This window comes from Candidatus Palauibacter soopunensis, assembly GCF_947581735.1.
In the GTDB taxonomy this organism is placed as follows: Bacteria; Gemmatimonadota; Gemmatimonadetes; order Palauibacterales; family Palauibacteraceae; genus Palauibacter; species Palauibacter soopunensis.
Window position 1 is genome coordinate 1 of sequence record NZ_CANPVT010000007.1, and the last position, 21,057, is coordinate 21,057.

The 21,057-nt window shown below is 66.1% G+C and carries 18 protein-coding genes; 8 read left to right on the top strand and 10 right to left on the bottom strand.

Annotated elements, in window-relative coordinates; translation table 11 throughout:
- Positions 1–791: 791 nt before the first annotated feature.
- Genes RN901_RS03265 through RN901_RS03280 form a run of 4 tightly spaced genes read right to left on the bottom strand, consistent with a single transcriptional unit; the run spans position 792 to position 6,972 of the window.
- The gene (locus RN901_RS03265; protein ID WP_310755894.1) at positions 792–2,294 is read right to left on the bottom strand and encodes a class I SAM-dependent DNA methyltransferase; all 1,503 of its coding nucleotides are present in this window, start codon (positions 2,292–2,294) and stop codon (positions 792–794) included.
- Positions 2,294–3,820: a hypothetical protein gene (locus tag RN901_RS03270; RefSeq protein WP_310755896.1), complete on the bottom strand. Its 1,527-nt coding sequence runs from the start codon at positions 3,818–3,820 to the stop codon at positions 2,294–2,296. The genes RN901_RS03265 and RN901_RS03270 overlap by 1 nt, the downstream gene beginning before the upstream one ends.
- A 32-nt stretch (positions 3,821–3,852) precedes the next feature.
- A complete protein-coding gene (locus RN901_RS03275) occupies positions 3,853–6,657 on the bottom strand; it encodes a DEAD/DEAH box helicase family protein (RefSeq protein ID WP_310755898.1) in 2,805 nt (934 codons plus the stop codon).
- 27 nt (positions 6,658–6,684) lie between these two features.
- Positions 6,685–6,972 carry a HigA family addiction module antitoxin gene (locus tag RN901_RS03280; protein ID WP_310755900.1) on the bottom strand — a complete coding sequence of 96 codons (288 nt, stop codon included), beginning with the start codon at positions 6,970–6,972 and terminating at the stop codon, positions 6,685–6,687.
- A gap of 394 nt (positions 6,973–7,366) precedes the next feature.
- On the opposite strand from RN901_RS03280, the gene RN901_RS03285 reads away from it, so the two are divergent.
- From RN901_RS03285 to RN901_RS14970, 3 genes are read left to right on the top strand one after another with little or no spacing between them, the layout of a single operon-like run.
- Positions 7,367–8,503 carry a DNA cytosine methyltransferase gene (locus RN901_RS03285; RefSeq protein WP_310755902.1) on the top strand — a complete coding sequence of 379 codons (1,137 nt, stop codon included), beginning with the start codon at positions 7,367–7,369 and terminating at the stop codon, positions 8,501–8,503.
- Positions 8,500–10,503 carry an ATP-binding protein gene (locus RN901_RS03290; protein WP_310755904.1) on the top strand — a complete coding sequence of 668 codons (2,004 nt, stop codon included), beginning with the start codon at positions 8,500–8,502 and terminating at the stop codon, positions 10,501–10,503. Before RN901_RS03285 ends, RN901_RS03290 begins: the two co-directional genes overlap by 4 nt.
- An 8-nt stretch (positions 10,504–10,511) precedes the next feature.
- The gene (locus RN901_RS14970; RefSeq protein WP_345782346.1) at positions 10,512–10,949 is read left to right on the top strand and encodes a very short patch repair endonuclease; all 438 of its coding nucleotides are present in this window, start codon (positions 10,512–10,514) and stop codon (positions 10,947–10,949) included.
- 116 nt (positions 10,950–11,065) lie between these two features.
- Here RN901_RS14970 and RN901_RS03295 read toward each other — a convergent pair whose 3' ends face one another.
- Genes RN901_RS03295 through RN901_RS03305 form a run of 3 tightly spaced genes read right to left on the bottom strand, consistent with a single transcriptional unit; the run spans position 11,066 to position 13,463 of the window.
- A complete protein-coding gene (locus RN901_RS03295; protein WP_310755906.1) occupies positions 11,066–11,455 on the bottom strand; it encodes a hypothetical protein in 390 nt (129 codons plus the stop codon).
- Between the two features lie 6 nt (positions 11,456–11,461).
- Positions 11,462–12,265, bottom strand: a complete 804-nt coding sequence (locus tag RN901_RS03300; RefSeq protein WP_310755908.1) for an outer membrane lipoprotein-sorting protein — start codon at positions 12,263–12,265, stop codon at positions 11,462–11,464.
- 16 nt (positions 12,266–12,281) lie between these two features.
- The gene (locus RN901_RS03305) at positions 12,282–13,463 is read right to left on the bottom strand and encodes an aminotransferase class I/II-fold pyridoxal phosphate-dependent enzyme (protein WP_310755910.1); all 1,182 of its coding nucleotides are present in this window, start codon (positions 13,461–13,463) and stop codon (positions 12,282–12,284) included.
- A gap of 141 nt (positions 13,464–13,604) precedes the next feature.
- Between RN901_RS03305 and apaG the strand changes: the two genes are divergently transcribed.
- Positions 13,605–14,036 carry a Co2+/Mg2+ efflux protein ApaG gene (gene apaG / locus RN901_RS03310; protein WP_310755912.1) on the top strand — a complete coding sequence of 144 codons (432 nt, stop codon included), beginning with the start codon at positions 13,605–13,607 and terminating at the stop codon, positions 14,034–14,036.
- 13 nt (positions 14,037–14,049) lie between these two features.
- Positions 14,050–14,679, top strand: coding sequence for a TenA family protein (locus RN901_RS03315; RefSeq protein ID WP_310755914.1), 630 nt, complete (start codon positions 14,050–14,052; stop codon positions 14,677–14,679).
- Between the two features lie 49 nt (positions 14,680–14,728).
- On the opposite strand, the gene RN901_RS03320 is transcribed toward RN901_RS03315, so the two are convergent.
- Entirely contained in the window at positions 14,729–17,071 is a 2,343-nt protein-coding gene (locus RN901_RS03320; protein ID WP_310755916.1) for a DUF5916 domain-containing protein, read from the bottom strand.
- Between the two features lie 176 nt (positions 17,072–17,247).
- Positions 17,248–17,679 carry a plastocyanin/azurin family copper-binding protein gene (locus tag RN901_RS03325; RefSeq protein ID WP_310755917.1) on the bottom strand — a complete coding sequence of 144 codons (432 nt, stop codon included), beginning with the start codon at positions 17,677–17,679 and terminating at the stop codon, positions 17,248–17,250.
- 172 nt (positions 17,680–17,851) lie between these two features.
- Here RN901_RS03325 and RN901_RS03330 point away from each other — a divergent pair, with 172 nt between their 5' ends.
- Positions 17,852–18,043, top strand: coding sequence for a DUF378 domain-containing protein (locus RN901_RS03330; protein ID WP_310755919.1), 192 nt, complete (start codon positions 17,852–17,854; stop codon positions 18,041–18,043).
- 41 nt (positions 18,044–18,084) lie between these two features.
- Here the strand turns inward: RN901_RS03330 and RN901_RS03335 are convergent, their stop codons facing one another.
- The gene (locus tag RN901_RS03335) at positions 18,085–19,185 is read right to left on the bottom strand and encodes a serine hydrolase (protein ID WP_310755921.1); all 1,101 of its coding nucleotides are present in this window, start codon (positions 19,183–19,185) and stop codon (positions 18,085–18,087) included.
- Positions 19,186–19,390: 205 nt separating this feature from the next.
- Between RN901_RS03335 and RN901_RS03340 the strand changes: the two genes are divergently transcribed.
- Positions 19,391–19,876: a DUF4399 domain-containing protein gene (locus tag RN901_RS03340; RefSeq protein ID WP_310755923.1), complete on the top strand. Its 486-nt coding sequence runs from the start codon at positions 19,391–19,393 to the stop codon at positions 19,874–19,876.
- On the top strand, positions 19,876–20,916 hold the full coding sequence (locus RN901_RS03345) for an acetamidase/formamidase family protein (protein WP_310755925.1): 1,041 nt from the start codon (positions 19,876–19,878) through the stop codon (positions 20,914–20,916). Before RN901_RS03340 ends, RN901_RS03345 begins: the two co-directional genes overlap by 1 nt.
- Positions 20,917–21,057: the final 141 nt, after the last annotated feature.

Genomic DNA, 21,057 nt, shown 5'->3' on the forward strand with positions numbered 1-21,057 from the left:
CGAGACAGGTTGCTCCGCGAAAAACGGGCGTCCGCTTGTGAGATGGATACTGCCCGACATAAGCCGCGCCCGACACGCCCTTGGGAGCGGCGTCCGGGACACGGCGACCGCCGCCGTCGCGGCGGTGTCGGGATACCTCCGCGAGCGCTCCGGGGGACCCGTTCAGACGGACCTCGCGAAGCGCGGCTGGCGGTGGGACGGAGACCGGCGATGCCGGGCCGTCCATGCACTCCGGAAGCCGAAGCGGCGAACGATCCCGCCAGCGCCCATGTCGCTGGGCATGGGCACTGGTTCCGCCTTGGGGTGGATCAACCTGATTACTTGCGACTCCTCCGGTGCTTCGACTCGTTCGCTCGGGCCGTCCTTCACGCTTCGGGAACCCGAAGGGCGGCGCACTACGGATTCCATCCTCAGATGGTTTCAATCCGGTTGGCGAGCGGTTCGGACAATGCAACCTCCGAGGCACGCTGAAGACGGACTCACGGTCAAGTCGGAGGACCGGAGCGCCCCCTCGGGTCCTCCGCGCGGGGGCGATCATGGTGCGTTCTTTCGCGAGCTTCATGCCCGAACGGTGGAGGACCATTCGTGGGGCAGTCAACCGGTAGGAGAGATCCTACAGTCCAAGGCGTTCCGGAGAGGGATCCGGGCTGTCGGACACCGCCGCCAGAAGCGGTCGGAAGCTCCTCCCCGACTGGGATTGCGGCAGGTCCGGGAAGTAGTAGTCCGTTCAGGTGCCGGAGTATTCTGACGGCCCTTATCAGGCGGGCCAATTCATCCCGTCCCTCAGCACCTCATGCCGGATCAACCGACGGCTCAAGCTCCTCGGCGATGGCTTGGAAGGCTTCCAACGCCGCGTGCAGGTCCTCGACGATCTCGGCGGCCAACACCTCCGGTGCGGGCAGGTTCTCGCCGTCCTCCAAGGCGCTGTCCCTGAGCCACAGAAGGTCCAGATTCAGCTTATCGCGCTTCGCCAGTTCGTCGTACTCGAACGCCCGCCAGCGGCCACCCTCGTCTTCCGGGCTCCACGTCGGCTTTCTCCTGTGGCGCTCACCCGGTTGGTAGCAGGTCACGAAGTCGTCCAGGTCCGCCCGCCGGAGCGGCTTCATCTTGAGCGTGAAGTGCTTGTTCGTCCGCAGGTCGTAGACCCAAAGCCGCTCCGTCCAAGGCTTCTCGCGCGCGGGCTTCGCGTCGAAGAACAGGACGTTCGCCTTCACTCCTTGGGCGTAGAAGATCCCGGTCGGCAGGCGGAGGAGGGTATGCACGTCGAACGCTTGGAGCAGATTCCGCCGCACCGTCTCGCCAGCACCGCCCTCGAACAGGACGTTGTCCGGCACCACGATGGCGCAGGTGCCGTGCATCCCGAGCAGCGTCTTCACGTGCTGGAGGAAGTTGAGTTGCTTGTTCTTGGTGGTGGTCCAGAAATCCTGACGCTCGTAGGTGTCGGACTCCGTCTCCAGTTCGCCCTCCTCGTTCACGATCCGGACGCTACTCTTCTTCCCGAACGGCGGGTTGGTGAGCACCATCGAAAAGCGGTCGTTGGGATCGTTCGCCAAGCTGTCCACTCCCGACCGGATCGGGGACTCGTCCGGGGCGATCCCGTGCAGGTACAGGTTCATGATGCAGAGCCGGGCGGTCGCGGGCACGATCTCCCAGCCCTGCACGAAGCCCGTCCGCAGGTGAGCCTTCTGGTCGGGGTCGAGCGTGCTCCCGTGCTCGCGGACCACATGGTCGTGCGCGGCGAGCAGGAATCCGCCTGTTCCGCAGGCGGGATCGCAAACGGTGTCGTCCGGCCCCGGCCGCACGCAATCCACGATGGCCTTGATGAGTTCGCGGGGCGTGAAGTACTGGCCCGCGCCCTTCGGCGACTCCTGGGCCGACTTGGCAAGCAGGCCCTCGTAGATGTCGCCTTTCACGTCCGCGTGCATCGACATCCAGTCCTCGGGGTCGATCAGGTCCACGATCAGGCGCTTCAGCGTCGCCGGGTTCTGGATCTCCTGCCGGGCCTTCTTGAAGATCTCCCCCAGCATCCCTCCCCGCCTCGGAAGTTCGGTCAGGATGCGCCGGTAGTGCGTCTCCAATTCCTCGCCGTCGCGGGCGAGAAGGCTGGGCCAGTCGAGTCCATCCGGCACGATGGGCGGGCGGTTCCAGGGCGGCTGCGTCCGCTGGTGCGCCATCTTCAGGAACAGCAGGAAGGTGATCTGCTCCGTGTAGGCCATGTAGGACAGGCCGTCGTCGCGCAGCAGGTGGGCGAAGCTCCACGCCTTGTTGACGATCTGCCGGGTGTCGTTCGGCATCAGGGGACTCGGCTCTTGGGTTGGCGTTTTCGTTGGATGGCGCGACGCTTCCGCCGCTTCCGTTCCACCGCCCGTTCGGCCCGGATCCGCTCCAAGAGGACGGAAGCGGGCTCGTCGGCAGGATCCTGCGGGACCAAGCGGCCCTCGAAGGCGCGCTTCAGGATGGATTGGCGAAGGGCGGAGACCTTGATGCCGGCTTCGGCTTCAATCTGTCCTTGAACGACCCGTGCCGCGTCAGAAAGGGCGTCGGCGAGTCTGACCGCGCAGGCTTGCTCCGGCATGGGTGCCAAGGGAACGGGAAGAGCCCTGACCTTCGAGAGACTGAGCGTGTGAAGACCAGACGTTGAGCTTGCCACTGCCAACACGGTCCGCCGACCGAGGGGCGAGAGGAGCCACAACAGCATCCATCGGGACCGACACGCCGAAATGGGGCAGCGCACCTTGATTAGGTGATTCTGGTGGCAGCACGGTGCCAAGTCGCCCTGCCACTGGGCGACGCGGCCGATTTGGTCGGCGCTTCCGTTGCCTTCGACGACCAAGAGGTCTCCGGAGCGTAGCAGCACGCGATCAAGCTCTTTTTCCGACACTCCTATCGTCCGTACATCATCCAGCCTGATCTCGTCGGCGTAGACATTCGCCACGCGGAGATAGGGATACCGGATCGGGAGCCGACTCCTTGAAGGGTTCTTGGTCAACCCGCCCGTCACCGCCGAAACCTGATCAACCGTCGCCCAGCACCACCCTTCCGGCAGTTCCGGCAACCCGCTCGTGTCCGGTGCCACGGGCTCCTTGTACTTCGCCTTCCAGTTACGCGGCGGCTTCCTGCCCTTGGCCTTGAACTTCGCGAGTTGTTCGGCCTCCCAGTGCTTCCGCCGTTCGGCCAGGATACGCCGAAGCAGGTCTTCGCCGGTCTCGGTGGGCGGATTCTCGCGTCTCCATTCCTCGGTCAGCCTGCCCTCGACGGCGGCCTTGAGGACGGACGCGCGGTAGCGCTCCAGATTGGCCTCGGCGCGCTTGAGCGCGGCCACGCCCTCGTCCAGTCTCGCGAACAGCGACTCGATCTTGGCGACGATGCGGTGTTGTTCGGGGAGGGGGGCAAGGGGGATCGAGGCGTCTTCCAGCCAGACCTTGGGCACACGCCGTTGCCCAACGGCGCCCTGCATGTTTTCGCGAGCCAGTTGCCGGAAGGAAGACCGTGCAACGCTGTAAGCTATCCAACGATCAAGACCATCGGCCCGCGGCCGCATCACGAAGAACTCGGTAGACCCGTATCCGAGGGGCGGTTGAATCTCTGGAACGATGGCGATCTTTCCGTTCTCCATGCACGGCGTGATCTTGGCAAAGAGCACATCGCCCGGTCGAAACTGAGTGTATCCCCGCTTGATCGAAGAGAACGGGCGTCGGCCGGAAACGTCGATTCCTCGGAAGTCCTCGGCTACCTTTGGCATGGGGACGAACACCAGCGGGGTGCGGTCCTCAAGATCGGGTTGGATCCTCGCTGGATTAATGCTGACCAGATCCTGCATCTGGACTCGCATCCACCCTTCCGGCACCCCACTCATGCCGCTAGCCTGTCATTGAGTTCGGCCAGCAGAGGGTTCAGGTCGTCACCGAACGCCCGGTACACGCCGCCGAGTCCACCCCACTGGTTGAACGGCACGTCCTCGAAGTCGTCCGGCTCGATCCGCAGGCTGCTCGCGATGTGGTCTTTGATCGCGTCCAGCCATTGCCGCTGGCGGGGCGTGAAGGTCTGTCCGACGTGCTCCTTCTCCGCGAGCCACTCGCGGTAGCGGGCTTCCACCTGCTCGGCGACCGGGACGAGCGTCCCGCCGGGCTCGATCGCGTGCCTCACGATGGCCACAAGGTCCACAAGCGCGCTTCCGCCCCTGCCTTCCACCTTGTCCGGCTCCAGCGCCTCGTAGAGCCGCCACAACCCGTTCTCGGGGTCGTGGATCCCGACCGGCGGACTCCGGAGCGCGTCGCGAAGCTCCTTGACGTGCCGATACCGGAGCCCCGCGCGGTACGGACGGCTGTACAGTATGCGGAGCGCCTCGATCTCGTCCTTGTTCTCCTCGATGAACCGCTTGAAGTCGTCCAGCTTGGACCGGGCGCTCTCGACGGCGGCCTCGCTGTGCCCGAAGTCGAGGAGCACGTCGATGGCCGACTCGTCGATGATCTGGTAGAGGCTCTGGGCGATCTCGACGATCGCCTTCCTCAGCCCCGGTTTGGTGAACGGCTTGAGCGCCTCTGCCATGCGCTCGCGCTCCACGGTGTCCAGTTGCTCCGGGGTCGGATCGTCGTCCTCGGCGAGACCGAACCGCTCGACGGCGGCCATGCGCGTGCCCTGAGCGTCGATGCTGGTCAGCAGCGCGCCCGTGAGCGCCGCGAGGCTCGCCCCGCCCGCCTCCTTCGCGATCCGCGCCGACTGGCTCTCGTCCACCCGCCGCCCGAGCCGGGCCAACCGCGAGGCCAGGCTCGATACGAGGTCCGCGTGCGCCATCCCCATCGCCGCCATCTGAAGCAGCCTTTTCATGCTGACCGACGGCTGGCGCTCCAGCGGCGGCGACACCGTCTTGTCGCGCTCGCACACGCCGACCGCATCGACGATCACGAAATGCGTCTTGTGCTCCGCGTCCGGGGTGACCTTCCGCAGGTCGCCCGGCTCGATGACGCGCACGCCGCGGCCCTTCATCTGCTCGAAGTAGCCCGCCGAGTTCACGTTGCGCATGAACAGCAGGCATTCGAGCGGCTTCACGTCGGTGCCGGTCGCGATCATGTCCACGGTGACGGCGATGCGCGGGTTGTAGGAGTTGCGGAAGCTGCTCAGCAGGTCCTCCGGCGAGGCACCGGTCGTCTTCGATGTGATCTTCCGGCAGAACTCGTTGCCCTTGCCGAACTCCTCCTTGAGAACCTTCACGATGTCGTCGGCGTGGCTGTCGGTCTTCGCGAACACGAGCGTCTTCGGAACCTCCGTGCGGCCGGGAAAGATCTTCGTGAACAGATGGTCGCGGAAGGTGCGCGCGACGAGCCGGATCTGGTCCGGCGCGACCACGTCGCGGTCGAGTTGGTTCGCCGTGTAGGTAAGGTCGGCCTCAAGCTCCGCGTGCGTCGTCTCGCGGGTGCGCCGGTCGCGCTTGGGCACGTACGTCCCGGCTTCGGCCAGCACGGCTCCGCCCTCCTCGGTGATTCTGGTCTTGATGCGGTAGATGTCGTAGCCAACGTTGATCCCGTCCGCCACGGCCTTCATGTGCGAGTAGTCCTGCACGACGTTGTTCCTGAAGAACCCGACGGTCTGCGGGCTCGGGGTCGCGGTCAGGCCGATGAGGAAGGCGTCGAAGTACTCGATCACCTGCCGCCAGACGTTGTAGATCGAGCGGTGGCACTCGTCGATCACGATGAAGTCGAAGTGCTCAGGTGGCAGACCCGGCGTGTACTCGACCGGGACGGGCTCGCCGCCAAGCGGACCGCCCGACTCGAACAGCGACTCGTCCTCGTTGGCCGGATCGTACTCGGAATCGCCCTTCAGCATCGAGTAGAGGCGCTGGATGGTCGTGATGACCACCTTGCTGGACGCCTTGATCCTGTTGCCGCTCAAGCGCTGGACCGGGAACTCGTCGGAGAAGGTGTACGCCGAGCCGGGATCCCGGAACTCCTGGAACTCCCTCAAGGTCTGCTTGCCGAGGTTGTTGCGGTCCACGAGGAACAGGATGCGCTCCGCCCCGGCGTGCTTGATGAGCCGGTGGCAGGCCGTGACCGCCGTGAAGGTCTTTCCGCTACCCGTCGCCATCTGGATCAGGGCGCGCGGACGGCCGTGAGCCAGCGACCGCTCAAGCTCTCGGATCGCGTCGTGCTGCACGTCCCACAGGCGGCCCTTGGGTAGGGCGGGCATTCGGCGGAGTTCGGCGCGCAGCTGCGCGTCTCCCAACCCCTGAAGCCGGATAAGCTCCTCTGGGCGGTGGAACGTGAAGATCTCCCGGCTTCGCGGTTCCGGGTCGAGTCCGTTAGTGAACTGCGTGACCTTGCCGGTGGACTCGTAGGCGAACGGAAGCGGGCAGCTCCAAGCCGGAACCCGCTGGTCCAGTCCCTCCGTGTACTTCTCGGACTGGGGCAACACGCCTTCCAGGGTGTGTCCGGCAGGCTTGGCCTCGATGACGCCGATGGCGCGACCGTCGGCGTAGAGCAGGTAGTCGGCGGAACCGGACTTGATCTCCCCGCCCTTCTCCCATTTCAGCGGGTACTCCCGAACGGCCACGCCGCGCCCGGCGTGGATGTCCATGGACGAGAAGTCCTGAACCGTCCACCCGCAGGCCTCAAGCTGCCCGTCGATCTCCTCGCGGGCTTGCTGCTCGGGCGTCAGTGGCACGGGGCTCTTGCCGGTTGGTTGTGGTCGTCAGGCCACGGCGAAGCGCTCGACCGCGATCTCGCCCGCGCGGCCCCGCGCCTGCCACAGATCGTAGGCCATCTGCATCCCCAGCCACGTCTCCGGCGTCGAACCGAACGCCTTCGACAGCCGGATCGCCATATCGACCGAGATCCCGGTATGCCCGTTCAACAACTCCGACAGCGCCTGACGCGTGACGCCCAGCCCCTCGGCGGCACGGGTCACCGTCAGCCCCAGCGGTTCGAGGCACTGCCGCCTCACGATGCCGCCCGGATGCGGCGGGTCGTGCGTGGCCATGATGTTCTCCTCGTTCGCAGGGGATCCAGACGCTCGGAAGGGCGGTCCTCCGGGCTGTGCTGCCCTCTTGGAGCGCCTTCAGACGGCGCTGTCGGAGGACCGCGATCATTATCGAAGTCTAGGATGTCGCCCGCCGGACGACAACACGGGATCTACCCAAACGTGGGCACAACGGGTACACTTGGAGCATGGCCCGCAAGAACGTCGCATTCAAGATCCGGCTCTCGGAAGAGTTGCGGCGGGCATTCAATGATGCCTGCCGCATGGAACACCGACCTGCCGCCCAGGTCGTTCGTGAGTTGATGCGCTGGTACATCTCCGGCGTCCAAGCTGACTCGGACCCGTCGATGCGGACGACGGCGGAGAGGAAGCGGCCAGGAAAGGGGATGGCCGGATGAGTGACGTGCTTGGGACCGACACCCCTCAAGCGGCGCCGGATGCTTCCACCTCCCCGAATCAAGGCGGAACCGACTCCTCCGTCTGCGCGGTCGATCTCTTCTGCGGAGCCGGCGGGCTCACACGCGGACTCGAAGAGTCGGGAATCGACGTAACGCTGGGCGTCGATATCGATTCCGTATGCCGATATCCCTACACGTACAACAACGCGGCGACCTTTCTCCAGAAACCTATCGAGGAAGTCACGGCGGACGACTTTCCGAGTGCGTTCCACGGCTCGTCCTACCGACTCGTGGCCGGGTGTGCGCCGTGCCAGCCGTTCTCGACCTATAGCCGATCTCGGTCACGCACCTCAGACGTTCGGTGGAATCTCTTGGACCATTTCGGTCGGTTGGTAAGGGAGGCGAAGCCTCACATCGTCACCATGGAGAACGTCCCGATGCTCCAGCGGGAGCAGGTGTTTTCCGACTTCATGGATACCCTGCGGGGCGAAGGGTTTTCCGTCGCAACGACGATCGTCGATTGCGCCGACTACGGCGTGCCTCAGAGCAGGCGGCGTCTTGTCGTGCTCGCCTCAATCCTCGGCCCTATCAACTTGGTGCCCCCGACCACACCCGATGCCCGTCGTCCGACGGTCAGGGACGCCATCGCCGACATGCCACCCATCCACGCCGGTGGAGAGTCCAGCACGGACGCGCTACACCGATCCTGCCGACTGTCACCTCTAAATGTTCAGCGGATCCGCGCCTCCAAGCCGGGCGGGACGTGGCGCGATTGGGACGAAGCGTTGATAGCCAAATGCCATCGGAAGCCTGAGGGGCGCACCTATCCGAGCGTGTACGGCCGCATGGAATGGGATCACCCGTCCCCCACGATGACGACGCAGTACTTCGGATTCGGCAATGGGCGATTCGGCCACCCGGAACAGGATCGGGCCATTTCCCTGCGCGAAGGGGCGATACTTCAGAGCTTCCCCGAGAGATACCGGTTCGTACAGCCAGGCGAGCGGATAGCCGCAAAGACGATCGGTCGCTTGGTCGGCAACGCGGTTCCGGTCAACCTTGGACACGCGATCGGGAGCAGTCTGGTGAGCCACGTTGAAGACCATCTCCGAGCCCAAGGGAGCCCGGCATGACCGACACCAACGTTGGCGATAGCAACGATTCGGCCGTCTCACCTGCGCCATCGCCATACGAGATGACCGTCGACCTCAACGTCGTCGAACATCTCGGCATCAACCTCTACAGCAACATCGCGGCCGTCTTGACCGAGGCGGTTGCCAACGCATGGGACGCCGATGCGGAGCAGGTGGAAATCGAGGTTGATCCAAACCACAAATGGATCGCGATCTCAGACGACGGCGTGGGGATGTCGGTAGCCGACATCAACGACAAGTATCTTCGTGTAGGGTATCGCCGCCGCGATGACGGCACTGACGGTAGCGTCACGGCCAAGAGGAAGAGGCCCGTGATGGGACGCAAGGGTCTCGGCAAGCTGTCGTTGTTTTCCATCGCGAACGTGATCGACGTCCAGTCCGCGAAGAACGGCGAGGCTCATGGCCTTCGCATGACGGTCGAGGGGATCCGCCAATCCCTCGAACGGGGTGACCGGTCATATCGTCCTGAACCCCTTCCACGAGAAGAGATCGAGGTTTCCCAGGGTACTCGGATCGTCCTCAAGGAGATCAAGCGAACTCGGCTCACGCCCGGCGTGACTGCACTTCGAATGAGGTTGGCCCGACGCTTCTCGATCATCGGCGAGCTGCATCGCTTCCGAGTAGCCATCGACGGTGAGCCGATCACTGCCGCCGACCGTGGCGATCTGTCTATCGCCCAATTCCTGTGGGCCTTCGGCGACTACCAACCCCCACCATCGGCCATACCGAACGTGGTCGAGAGCGAACACCTTCCCGAGCGGTCTCCAGATTGGGAAAAGAGTTGGGCGGTGCGGGGATGGCTGGGCACCGCCCGCAAACCAAAGCAGTTGGACAGCAAGGAAGCCGGCAATCTCAATGGCATCGTCGTCTTCGCGAGGGGACGCCTCTTCCACGAAAATATCCTCGACAAGGTGAACGATGGCCGCCTGTACACCAAGTACCTCACGGGGCAGATCGAGGCCGAATTCCTCGACCGAGACGACCGTCCCGACATCGCCACGAGCGACCGACAACGGATTCAAGAGGACGATCCTCGTTATGAAGCGCTACTGTCGTTCCTCCGATCCAGTCTCTCGCTCGTCGAGAAACGTTGGACGGATTGGCGCCGGAAGCATGAAGTGAAGCGGGCAAAGGAAGTGTCTCCTGCCCTTGGGGAATGGCTCGCCACGCTACCGGAAGGTCACAAGGCTACCGCCGAGAAACTGATCGCACGGCTCAGCGCTCTGCCGATCGACGAGGACGACGATCGAAAGCTGTTGTACCGACATGGCATTCTCGCATTCGAGCGAATGAGGCTGCGAGGATCGACCACCGAGTTTGTGGACAATCTGGAGAACGTCGACAAACTGCTTCGCGTCCTGGCCGACCGCGACGCCTTGGAAGCGGCGCTGTATCGCGACATTGTCAAGTCACGCTTGGAGGCCGTCCGAGAATTCCAAGGCCTGGTCGATAAGAACGTTATCGAGAAGGTGTTGCAACAGTATCTCTTCGATCACCTGTGGTTGCTCGATCCAGCATGGGAGCGCGCAACGGGCAGCGAACTGATCGAGTCTCGCTTGCGCGAGGTCGGCGTAATCACTGACGATCTGACCGAGAAGGAGAAACTGAGCCGTGTCGACATCGCCTACCGGACGAACGCTGGCAAGCACATCATCGTGGAATTGAAGCGGGCCGGGCGCGCGCTCAAGCTCTTGGATTTGGTGGCGCAGGGGCAAACATACGTCGACAAGCTGAAGAAGATCCTGCTCAAGCAGGTAGACGGTTTCCCCGACATCGAAGTCGTGTTTGTGCTGGGAAAGCCGATACAGGAACAGGACGACAATCCGGAGCGTCTCAAGGCGTCGATGACGGCAGTGTCTCCCGGTAGTCGGGTGATCTACTACGATACCCTGATCCGTGGTGCGGAGGAAGCATACTCGGAGTATTTGAAGGCCAGCAAGAAACTGGATCTTCTGGAAGGCATCGTAGAGAGGATCTGACCGAGCGTATGGCCCGGATCCAGACCACTCCTCGCCGATCCGCGCTCATGAAACGGGTGCGGCGAGAACGGACCGCCGCGGAAGATGCGGTCTGCAAGATGCTGTGGTCGATCGGCGCGCGGTATCGGCGGAACGTGAGGAGTCTTCCGGGAACCCCGGACATCGCCAACAAGGCTCGCCGGAAAGCAGCTTTCGTGCATGGCTGCTTCTGGCATCGTCACGAGGATTGTCCACGAGGTCGCATACCGCACCGAAACAACGCGTTCTGGCGCGCTAAACTGCGGCGTAATGCCGAGCGCGACCAGGAAAAGATCATGTCCCTGCGGGGCGCGGGGTACGATGTCTTCGTAGTGTGGGAATGCGAACTCGGAAGTCCTGACATCCTGCGGCAGCGTTTGGCCGAGTTTTGGTTCGCTGGGGACCCATCCTCTGGTCCGCGCTCCTGAGAACCCGACGCGGGCGGGATTCCCGCCATTCATGTGCGACTTTCCGGCTTTCGCGAGCCGACACGACCCAACGTGGCCAACGGCAAGAATGGCAGATCGTGCAGTCCTGATTGAACTTACGTCGTTTCTTGCCGTGATTCGGTTCCCCGTGACTCTGCCGCTTCGCCGGTACTCACGAGCCCGCTCGCGTACACGCGCGGGGCGGCGGTCACGACCGAGGGATCGGCCTCGATGGTGCGCAGGATCTCCCCCACGTCGGCACCCTCGCGGCCGCCGATGGTCTCGTACAGGCTGCGCTCGGGCCGGTAGTCGGCATCGTGGATCTCGATCGGTCCGCTGACGAGCGACGTGGCGTTCTCGACGAGTCCCGTCGAGACCCCCTCGGCCCATCCGACCATGAACACCACGGCAAAGTAGCCGACCCCGAGGCCGAGCGCGGTGAGAGCGGTTCGCTTCCGGTTACGGCCGAGGTTGCGCCACCCGATTCGCCACAACCGGCCCGTCACGCGGCGCTACCTCCCGCGCTGCAGGGTCCGGAGCGAGAAGAAGGATGGATCGACGTCGATGTCGAACTCAAGCTCCTCGTAGCGGATCGTCGTGCGTTCGTCCGGCTTGTCCGCCGGGTACATGTTCATGACCCTGGGAACGATCCGCCCTCTGAACTCGGTGTAGTCGCCGTGCTCTATGGTCCTGGCCAGTTCGCCGTTCTCGTCGAAGAACTCCGCCCGGACCGGCATGTCGTCGGACTGCCGGATCCGGTAGTCGATGTGTCCCCAGACGACGGGCACCTCCGGCCTGGGAGTCAGGCGAAAGTCCCAGACGGCCACGCCATCCGCATCCTCTCCGTCGAACACGAGTTCGATGTCGTAGTCCTCGACGAGCCTGCTGTCCTTGACCAGGTCGTCGTTCGTGAAGTGCGATCCCATCCACGATCCGCCCATCATCGAGGCAGGAACCTTGATCGTCCGATCGACCTTGGGGAGGTAGTTCCAGATGTCCTCGGCGGCCTTCAGAGTCGCCGTTCCGGCTTCCCTCCGCGGCGCCCGCAGGCGGACGAGCGAATAGTCCGTGCCGAGCGACCAGATCTCCATCGTCATCTGCCGCTCCCAATGCTCGGTCACGACCTCCATCGTCGCGACGCCCCGGCTGGACTCACCGCGCAGCAGCCGGTCCGCCCGATCGATGATGGCGTTCGGGTCCAACTGGGCCCCGGCCGGTGCCGCGACCGTCAGATGCAGGATGACGCCCCCAAGCGCGAGCCACAGCCCCATGCCGTGCCTGTTCGGCCCAGGGAGTCCCTGGCGTGTTCCCGGCATGTGAATGCGCCGGGCGTTACGAGCCGCTATTGCTGTCCGCCGCGGTCATGCCGTCGGGGAAGATCTCGTTCCACGCCGTCAGGAAGCGGTTCATCTCGTCTTCCGTCCCGACCGAGACGCGCAGCCAGTCCAGCATGGGCGGGAAGTCGCGGCCCACGGCCACCTCGTGCTTGCGGAACTCGGCCCTGACCTCGGCCGTCGGCCGTCCCGTTCGGACCATGAAGAAGTTCGTCTCCGACGGGAGCACGTCGAAGCCCTGGCCCCTGAGGACGTCGGCCGTCTGGTCGCGGAGCGTGTTGGAGGTCTCCTTGATCCAGGCCTCGTACTCCTTGTCTTCGAGCGCGGCGACGCCGCCCCACTTCACGAGCGCGTTCACGCTGCCCGTCGCGTAGTCCCGCATCTGGTCGATCATGTCGGGCGGCGCGATCCCGTAGCCGAGACGCATGCCCGCCAGCCCGTAGATCTTCGAGAAGGTGCGCGTCACGAGCACCTTGCGGCCTTCCTTGATGTAGGGGACGGCCGTCTCGTAGCGCGGGTCTTCGATGAAGTGGTGGTACGCCTCGTCGATGAGGACGGGGACGTCTTCCGGAATCCCGTCCAGCAGGCGCCGGATGTCGTCCCCCGGCACGATGACGCCGGTGGGGTTGTTGGGATTGCAGATGTAGACCATGCCCACATCGCGATAGTTTCGGTTCGTGACCTCGATGAGGTCGTCGATGTCCTGCGTGTAGTCGGGCAGGAGCGGGCGCTCGATCACGTCCGCGTCGATCCCGGAGGCGGTCCGGTAGACGGTCAGGTACGTGGGCGAAACGCCGACGACCTTCTCCTCGTGGCGCAGGAAGGCGAGGCCCGCCACGCGCAGCGTCTCGCCGGAGCCCGCGTTGATCATCACGTGATCGGTGGGGACCCCGTGGGACTCCGCGATCTTCTCGAGGATGTCGCCGTCGGGATAGCCGTACCGGTTCGAGTACTTCCAGGCCCCCTTCATCGCCTCCAGCATCTTCTCCGAGGGCCCGTACGGGTTCTCGTTGGAGGAGAGCTTGGCGAGATCGTCGTAGGGGTCGAGCGGCTCGACGCCCTTCGGGGGCGGCCTGAGTCCGGCGCCGATGACCCCGGTCGGGTTCAGGCCCGCAACGCCCAGGGCCGCGGCGGCGCCGCCCACGAAGTGTCGGCGTGAGAACGTGTGCTGGGAATCCATCGCTTCCTCCATGCTCCCTCGAGTCCCTGTCGCCCGGCCGTCGTCCGCGAACCGGGAGTGCGGCCCGAACAAAACGATGCACTGATACTCTGCGGCGCGAGACGTGGCCCGCGCAACGGTGACGGCGTATCCTCCGCTCGAATGGCCCCTCACGAGACCACCCCCGATGCCGGCGTTCCCCCCATCGTCGCGGACGCGATGGCCATCCGCGTGCGGCCGGAGTACGTGGCCGAACACTCGGATCCCGCGTCGTGGCGGTACGTATTCGCCTACCACATCACGATCGAGAACGTCGGGGACGAGACCGCGCAACTCTTCTGGCGCCACTGGCTGATCCACGATCTCGTGGCCGGCGACCACGAGGTGGAGGGCGAGGGCGTCGTCGGGCAGTCTCCGGTGCTGCGACCGGGGGATTCGCACCGGTACAACAGCTTCTGCATCCTGCGGGGGCCGACGGGTCACATGGAGGGGTTCTACCACTTCCGGCGCCGCGACGGCTCCGTGTTCCGCGCCCCGGTCCCGCGCTTCCACTTCCACGCGCCCCCCGAAGCCGTGGGCACGTTGTTCAGTTAGCGCTCGGAGACGGATGGCGGAACCGCTCCACCGGGTGCTCTGGGCCCGGAACGCCGGCCTCGCCGACGCCTGCCTCCGCTCCCCGTTCGTCCGCGGCCTCGCCGACGGATCGCTCGATCCGGAGGCGTTCCGGCGATACGTGGCGCAGGACGCCTTCTTCCTTGGTGCCTTCTTCAGCGCCTACGCCCTCGCCGCCGCGCGCACCGCGGACCGGATGGAGGTCGCGCGCCGGATGCACGCCCTCATGCAGGGCGTGCTCGACGAACTCGAACTTCACGGCGCGTACGCCGAACGACTCGACATCGATCTCGACCGCGTCGAGCCGAACGCCGCCGCCAAGGGCTACACGGACTTCCTCGCCCGCACGGCGTGGCATGCCGAAGCGGGCGAGATTCTCGCCGCCATGACGCCCTGCATGCGGCTCTATGCCTGGCTCGGACGGCGTCTCGAGGCGGGAGATCACACGCAGAACCCCTATCGCGACTGGATCGAGACGTATGCCTCGCCGGACTTCGAGGGGCTCGCCGCGGAACTCGAGAGGTTGCTCGACGATCTGGCCGCGGACCTGCCGGAGCGGGCGTCGGAGGCCTATGCCGAGGCAATGCGCCACGAACTCGCCTTCTTCGAGGCGTTCGGAGGGTAGCCCGGAAGCGAGGGGCGGGCCGCCGGCCGCGCGAGCGCTGCCGGCGGCGCTAGAAGCGGTAGGTGTAGTTCAGCTTGATCGAGGCGCCGCGCGAGAGGGTCCTCAGGTCCATCCACCCCATCAGGTCCGCATCGTCCGGTTCATCGAGCAGCCCGGACTCCAGGTTCCGCCAGTTGTGGGTGTAGACGAGGAAGAGGTCGTTACCCGGCTTCAGGATCCAGCGGAAGCGCATGAACAGCCCCAGCACGCGGCTCACATCGTCGTACTGGAACTGGTTCGTCACGCCGACCCACGGAGTCGGATCCCACGAGCCCTCGAGGCGATAGAGGTTCGTGACGAAATCCCCCTGGGGCAGGTACACGGCGTTGCGCTCGTAGCCCGTCTCCAGGTTGATCCCGGGGTTCGGCCGGAAGTTCGCGTTCAGGTCGACCCGCACCCGGTCGCCGTTCCAGAAGCCTCCGAAGTTGGCCCCGCCGCGGACGGACACGGGACGGCGGCTCGTCGTCCGGCCGCGAATCCGGTAGTCCCAGGTCGTGTAGTCGCCCGGCACGATGTCGATGCCGTCGCTGATCTCGAACTGCCGGTCGAGGAACTCGTACGTCCGCACCGCCTCGAAGCTCACGTTGTCGCCGCTCTCGAAGTCGATGTCGATGAAGTTCAGCTGGAGTTCCTGCTCCTCGAGGATCATGGACCCCATCTCCCACAGATTCCTCAACTGGACCGAAACCTCCACCTGCCGGATCCAGTCGATGGCCGGACGGGGAGCCCACCCGATGCGCGGTTCCACGCGGCGGAAGTCGTTCCGGGCCACGAACCCGACCGCCGGACTGTAGTCGTCGCCGAACTCCCGGTAGGAGACGTGCCCGGACCAGAGGTCGTTGGGGAAGTTGATCCGGGCCCCCCAGGCGGAGAGATCCTGGAAGCTCCGCGACACGGCCGGATCCGGATTCGAGTTCCAGACCATGAACGCCTCGGCCTCGAAATTCTGGTTCCCGAACAGGCTGTTCGTCCGATAGTCGAGGTCCGCGCCGAGCGTATGCCGGTCCGCCGGCAGGACGCCGCCCGCGTCGGCCGCGGTGGTCCGCCTCGTGTAGATGGCTCCGATGGCCGACTGCTCGAAGATGGGGACCCGGGCCCGGGCGACCGTGAAGGCCTCCCTCTCGAAACGTATCAGGTCCGCGGGGTCCGGCTCGGCCGCGTTCCCGAATGCATCCTCCGGGGCGTACGAGTGGGTGCCCGTGCCCATCTGGTAGAAGCCGAGGTCGACGCCGTTGAGCTGGCCGGTGAGGCGGAGCCCGTAGTCGATGGGAATCTGCTGGCCGCCCTCGATCCCGATCCGTCGCGAGAAGAAAGGCTGCGGGCCGCTGCGGGGGGCGAACGTGAACACGCTCGAGCCCTCGAGGAAGAAGTCGCGCCGCTCCGGGAAGCGGAGCGGGAAGCGCGTGAGATTGACGCGGCGCTGGTCGCTCTCCACCTCGGCGAAGTCCGTGTTGACGCTGAAGGAGGCGCGGAGGCTCGGCGTCACGCTATAGTTGAGGTCGAGGCTAATGTCGCGCGGGAACGTCGTCGGGTCCGCGTTGTCGGGGGTGTTGCGCCAACTGCCGATTCCCGAAGCCACCGCCTCCAGGCCGATGCCCTGCGAGAGGCCCTCGAGTCCGGCCAGTTCACCCGCGAACACGAGGCGGTTCAGACCCTCGTTCCGCCCGTATCCGCGCCACAGGACCTCCTCGTTGTGGCGCCGGATCGAGCGCAGGAAGTTGATGCCCCAGCTCCCGCCGTCCGGGACGAAGTTCAGCGTGCGGAAGGGGATCCGGATCTCCGCGGACCACCCGTCGGGACGGCGCGCGGTGCGCACTTCCCAGATTCCGTCCCACGAGCGGTTGACGCCCCCGAACCCGCCGCCGCCGCCACCACCGCCGCCGCGTCCCCCGGTGCCCGTGATGAGACCGTCGCTGAGGGCGCCGGCCGCGTTCGTCTCGAAGTGGTAGCCGGTGCGGCCGTCCCCGAACGTGTCGAGCACCCAGGCGAACCGGTCGTCCGTGAACAGAAACGCGTCGCGCGCGCGCTGGCGGGCGAGGATGTGGTCGGGCTCGTCGAACAGGATCGCCGCGATATACAGGTTGTCGCGATCATAGGCGACGCGGACTTCCGTGGGATGCGACGGGGTGCCGCCCTCGACGGGTTCGCGCTGCCGGAAGTCGCTGATCGCCTCGATGCGCCCCCACACCGATTCCTCGATGCGGCCGTCGAGATCGATGCGCTCGTCGGCGGTCAGCCGCGTTGCCTGTATGGTGGAGCCACTGCCGTCCTGGGCCGCGACTTCGCCGGTTCCGCAGGGGAGAAGTACGGCAAGGGCGACACTTGGCCCCGAGAGCCGCCGAACGTGGCGCATGCGTGTCATCGGTGTCCGCTGTATCCGCGTCGATCCCGGGTAGTGGCCGTCTGCTCGCGGCCGAGGTTCAAGCGAGGTTCAGATAGACGACACGCGCGTCTCGGGCAGGGTTGAATCGGGAGGGGTTGAATCGGAGTGGGGTCGAACCGGGCAGGGTCGGGTGGCGGACCGGCGCGTCAGGTGACGATGATGCGGGCGCCCACCATGATGCTCGGGTGCGTGGCGCAGTGGTAGACGTACGTACCCGGCACGCTCGGCGTGACGGTGAAGGTCTCGTTGTTGCCGAACGTTCCGCTGTCGAAGGCCCGCGCGCCCGAGGGCACGCTGGTCGAGGTCACCGTGTGCGGGTTGGCGCCCACGTGCCGCCAGCCCACCGTTTCGCCGCGGCGGATCGTTACCTGGGCGTCGCCGTTGCGGCCCCCCGACGGGTCGACGAAGGCGTTGTCCTCGATGTTGACGGTCACGTTCGCGCCCGGCACCGGCCCCCCCGGTGGGGGAGGGGGCGGTGGAGGCGGCTCCGTCGGTGCCGATCCGGGCCCGGAACTGCCTCCGCAGGCGGCCACGCCGAGCATGCCGGAAAGGACGGCAACGAACTCGCGACGTCTCAAATGATCATCTCCGCATCATCTCGGCGCTGAAGACCCCGTCCGAGCGCATTCGGGCGGCACGAAACCCGACCGGGCTTCGTTCGTACTATGTTTTCGTACCATGCCGGGTCGCCGGAAGGGGTTCCGCGCCCCGCGCCCGGCCCCCGCCACCAGGTTCAGTCGGGAGAGATACATGAACGGCAAGAGCTGCAACAGAGTGGCGAACGCGCTGCTGCTGGCCGGCGCCCTCAACTGGGGATTGATCGGCCTCATCGGATTCAACTTCGTGGCCGCGGCCTTCGGCCCCCTCGCGCGGTTCGTGTACATCGCCGTGGGCTGGGCGGCGCTGTACCGGATCTTCGCCAACGGCAACCGGAGCTCCTAGCAGTCCGCCGGATTCCTGTCGGTCCGCGGCAAGACCGGCTGCTACGAGACGCAGGGAGTGCCGAATCGCCTCGAGAGCGCGACCGCGGCTCCCCGTTCCCTGAATTCCTCCCTGAAGTAGTCGTACAGGAGACGCGTCATCTCCGCGATGGTGCGTTCCCGCCGCCACGTCGGGCGCCGAAGCGTGTTCACGAACACCGAGACGATGAGGTGCCCCGCGCCATCCGGCAGGGCGACGATCCCCACGTCGTTGATGGCGCCGCCCATCGTCCCCGTCTTGTGCGCGACGAAGGTCGACCGCGGCAGCCGGCCCCGCATCCGCCCGGATCCGGACCGCGACCGGTTCAGGACGTCGAGGATCCAGGCGCGCGATTCGGGGGTGAGTCCCTTGCCCTCGTGGATCGTGAGCAGGAGGTCCGTCATCCCCGCCGGCGTGGCCGTGTCCCGCGGGTCCGTCCCGTAGCGCTCGCGCGCCGCCTGGCGGTGCGCGTCGGGCAGGTCATCGCGCAGCCGGAAGTACTGGTAGCGATACAGCTCGCTCTCCGGGATCGTGTCCGGGAGGCCGACGAGGTCCGCGAACGTGCGGGCTTCGGAGCGGTCGACGCGCACGCCCTCGACGCCCAGCCGGCGGACGTGGCGCGTGGCGGCCTCCGGTCCGCCCGACATGTTGAGGATCACGTCGGTCGCCGTGTTGTCCGACTGGGCGAGCATGAGCGAGAAGAGGCTGTCCACCGTGAGGCGGACGGCCCGCGCCCCCGACCAGTCGGCGAGCGGGCTGTGTCCCGCGCGAAACTCCTCCACCGTCACCACGACCGTCTCGGCGGGATCGATCTCCCCGAGGTCGACGCGCCGCAGGAACTCGAGCGCCATGGGGACCTTCGACACGCTCGCCATCGGGTAGGACCGGTCTCCGTTGAACGAGATCCGGGCGCCCGACTCGACGTGCAGAGCAGAAACGCCGACGGCGTCGCCAACCCGCCGCGCGATGCGGCGGAGGCCGTCCCCGATGGAATCCGGCACGACACACGCCGCGCCCAGGGGCATGGGGCCCGGCATCGGCGGCGCCAGGGGTTCCTGCGCCGCGGCCCGATCCAAGGGCGCGAGGAAGATGCTCAGCGCAAGGAGGGCCGCACGTGACCTCATCAGCGCTCCGGACCTGAACTGAACGACATGCGCTCGCCTTTTTCCCCTCGTTAATTCCGGCTCTGTGTTTGAGAACATGCGGACAGCGGAAACGTTGTATGCGGTGCGGCGTCGCGCCACGCGTCTCGCGCACGGGGGTTCGTTTCCCTAATCTGCGAGTCCCAAAGCCGTGTCGCATCGACGGATCGTTCGTCCAGGAGGTTTCATGCGTTTCCCGCGCCCGAGATGGATCCCCGTTGCCTTCATCGCCCCGCTCTCGCTCGCCATCGCCTGCGGGGGAGGAGAACAAGCCGAGGACACCGAGATGGCCGCGGAACCGGCTGAAGAGATGCCCGCCGAGTCGGCCGTCACCGTCCGCATCACGCAGCCGGAAGAAGGCGCGACGGTCGGCCCGGATGTCATGGTCGTCATGGAGACGGACGGGATCGAGATCGTCTCCATCACGCCGCCGGTCGTCGGCACCGGTCACCATCACCTGTACGTCGATGTGGAACTCACGCCGCTCTCCGACCTGATCCCGCAGAACGACCCCCAGATCATCCACATGGGGGATGGGAGCACCGAGTACATGCTGGAGGGACTCGCGCCCGGAGAGCACCGCCTCATCGCCGTCGTGGCCAACCCCGCGCACATCCCGCTCGATCCGCCCGTCGTCGACACGGTCCACTTCACGGTCGCGAACGAAGAGTGATGGCGGCCGGCAGGGTCTCCGCCCGGGTTCCGCTCCTCGCGCTCGTCGTCGCGCTGGGCTGCGCGCCCGACGGCGGCACCGACTCGGCGGCGGCGGGTGCCGGCGGCGAAGAAGGAGGAGCGCCCGGGCCGGAGCCGCAGCACACGCTGACGGCGGACCAGACGCACAACCGCTGGAGCCGGACGATTCCGCCGATCCTGACGGTGGAGTCGGGCGCCGTCATCGAGGCCTACCTGGAGGAGGCGTCGGACGCGCAACTGACGCCGGAGTCCACGGTCGAGGACCTCGCCACGCTGAGCTTCGACCCGATCCACCCGCTGACGGGGCCGGTGTACGTCGAGGGCGCCGAGCCGGGCGACCTCCTCGCCGTCACGCTGCACGAGATCGAACTCGGCGACTGGGGCTGGGTCGCGAACGTCCCCGGATTCGGCTTCCTCGCCGACCGGTTTCCCGACCCGTACCTGAGGATCTTCGAGTTCGAGCCGGGGGACACGAGCGTCGGCTTCGCGCCCGGGATCCGGATCCCGCTGCGACCGTTCCCCGGCGTGATGGGGGTGGCGCCGGACACCGATTCGATGCTCGTGACCATCCCGCCCCGCCAGAACGGCGGCAACATGGACGACCGCGACCTGGTCGAGGGCACGACCGTGTACTTCCCCGTTCTGGTGGAAGGCGCGCTCTTCTCGATGGGCGACCCGCACATCGCGCAGGGAGACGGCGAGGTGGGCGGCACGGCGATCGAGGGACCGCTGCGCGTGGTCTACGAACTGGAGGTCATCAAGGGCGCCGGGCCGATCCCGTCGCCCCACTACGAGACGGATGAATTCTATGCGGTGACGGGCTTCGCGCCCACGATCGATGAGGCGGCGCGAAACGCCGTCGAGGCGATGATCGACTACCTGGTGAGTTCGCGGGACCTGTCCCGGCAGGAGGCCTATCAGCTGGCGTCGATGGCCGGAGACCTCAAGATCTCCGAGGTCGTGGACGTGCCGAACATGCTCGTCGCCATGCGCATCTCGAAGGGCGTGATCGGCAACTGACGGCCGGCCGCGGAAGGGTGGCGCGGGGGGGCCCCCAAAAAAAACCCCCCCCACCCCCCCGCCCCCCGCCCCGCCCCCGGCCCCCCCGCCCCCCCCGCCAAACCCCCGCGCCCACGAGACACGCCGCGCGGGGGGGTTGCA

Coding starts and splice junctions, on each gene's coding strand:
- RN901_RS03280 (WP_310755900.1), bottom strand. CDS start 6,972: ATGGCCACGCACGACCCGCCGCATCCGGGCGGCATCGTGAGGCGGCAG.
- apaG (WP_310755912.1), top strand. CDS start 13,605: ATGGCCCCTCACGAGACCACCCCCGATGCCGGCGTTCCCCCCATCGTC.
- RN901_RS03340 (WP_310755923.1), top strand. CDS start 19,391: ATGCGTTTCCCGCGCCCGAGATGGATCCCCGTTGCCTTCATCGCCCCG.
- RN901_RS03265 (WP_310755894.1), bottom strand. CDS start 2,294: ATGCCGAACGACACCCGGCAGATCGTCAACAAGGCGTGGAGCTTCGCC.
- RN901_RS03335 (WP_310755921.1), bottom strand. CDS start 19,185: ATGAGGTCACGTGCGGCCCTCCTTGCGCTGAGCATCTTCCTCGCGCCC.
- RN901_RS03290 (WP_310755904.1), top strand. CDS start 8,500: ATGACCGACACCAACGTTGGCGATAGCAACGATTCGGCCGTCTCACCT.
- RN901_RS03345 (WP_310755925.1), top strand. CDS start 19,876: ATGGCGGCCGGCAGGGTCTCCGCCCGGGTTCCGCTCCTCGCGCTCGTC.
- RN901_RS14970 (WP_345782346.1), top strand. CDS start 10,512: ATGGCCCGGATCCAGACCACTCCTCGCCGATCCGCGCTCATGAAACGG.
- RN901_RS03305 (WP_310755910.1), bottom strand. CDS start 13,463: ATGGATTCCCAGCACACGTTCTCACGCCGACACTTCGTGGGCGGCGCC.
- RN901_RS03285 (WP_310755902.1), top strand. CDS start 7,367: ATGAGTGACGTGCTTGGGACCGACACCCCTCAAGCGGCGCCGGATGCT.
- RN901_RS03315 (WP_310755914.1), top strand. CDS start 14,050: ATGGCGGAACCGCTCCACCGGGTGCTCTGGGCCCGGAACGCCGGCCTC.
- RN901_RS03270 (WP_310755896.1), bottom strand. CDS start 3,820: ATGCAGGATCTGGTCAGCATTAATCCAGCGAGGATCCAACCCGATCTT.
- RN901_RS03300 (WP_310755908.1), bottom strand. CDS start 12,265: ATGCCGGGAACACGCCAGGGACTCCCTGGGCCGAACAGGCACGGCATG.
- RN901_RS03330 (WP_310755919.1), top strand. CDS start 17,852: ATGAACGGCAAGAGCTGCAACAGAGTGGCGAACGCGCTGCTGCTGGCC.
- RN901_RS03320 (WP_310755916.1), bottom strand. CDS start 17,071: ATGCGCCACGTTCGGCGGCTCTCGGGGCCAAGTGTCGCCCTTGCCGTA.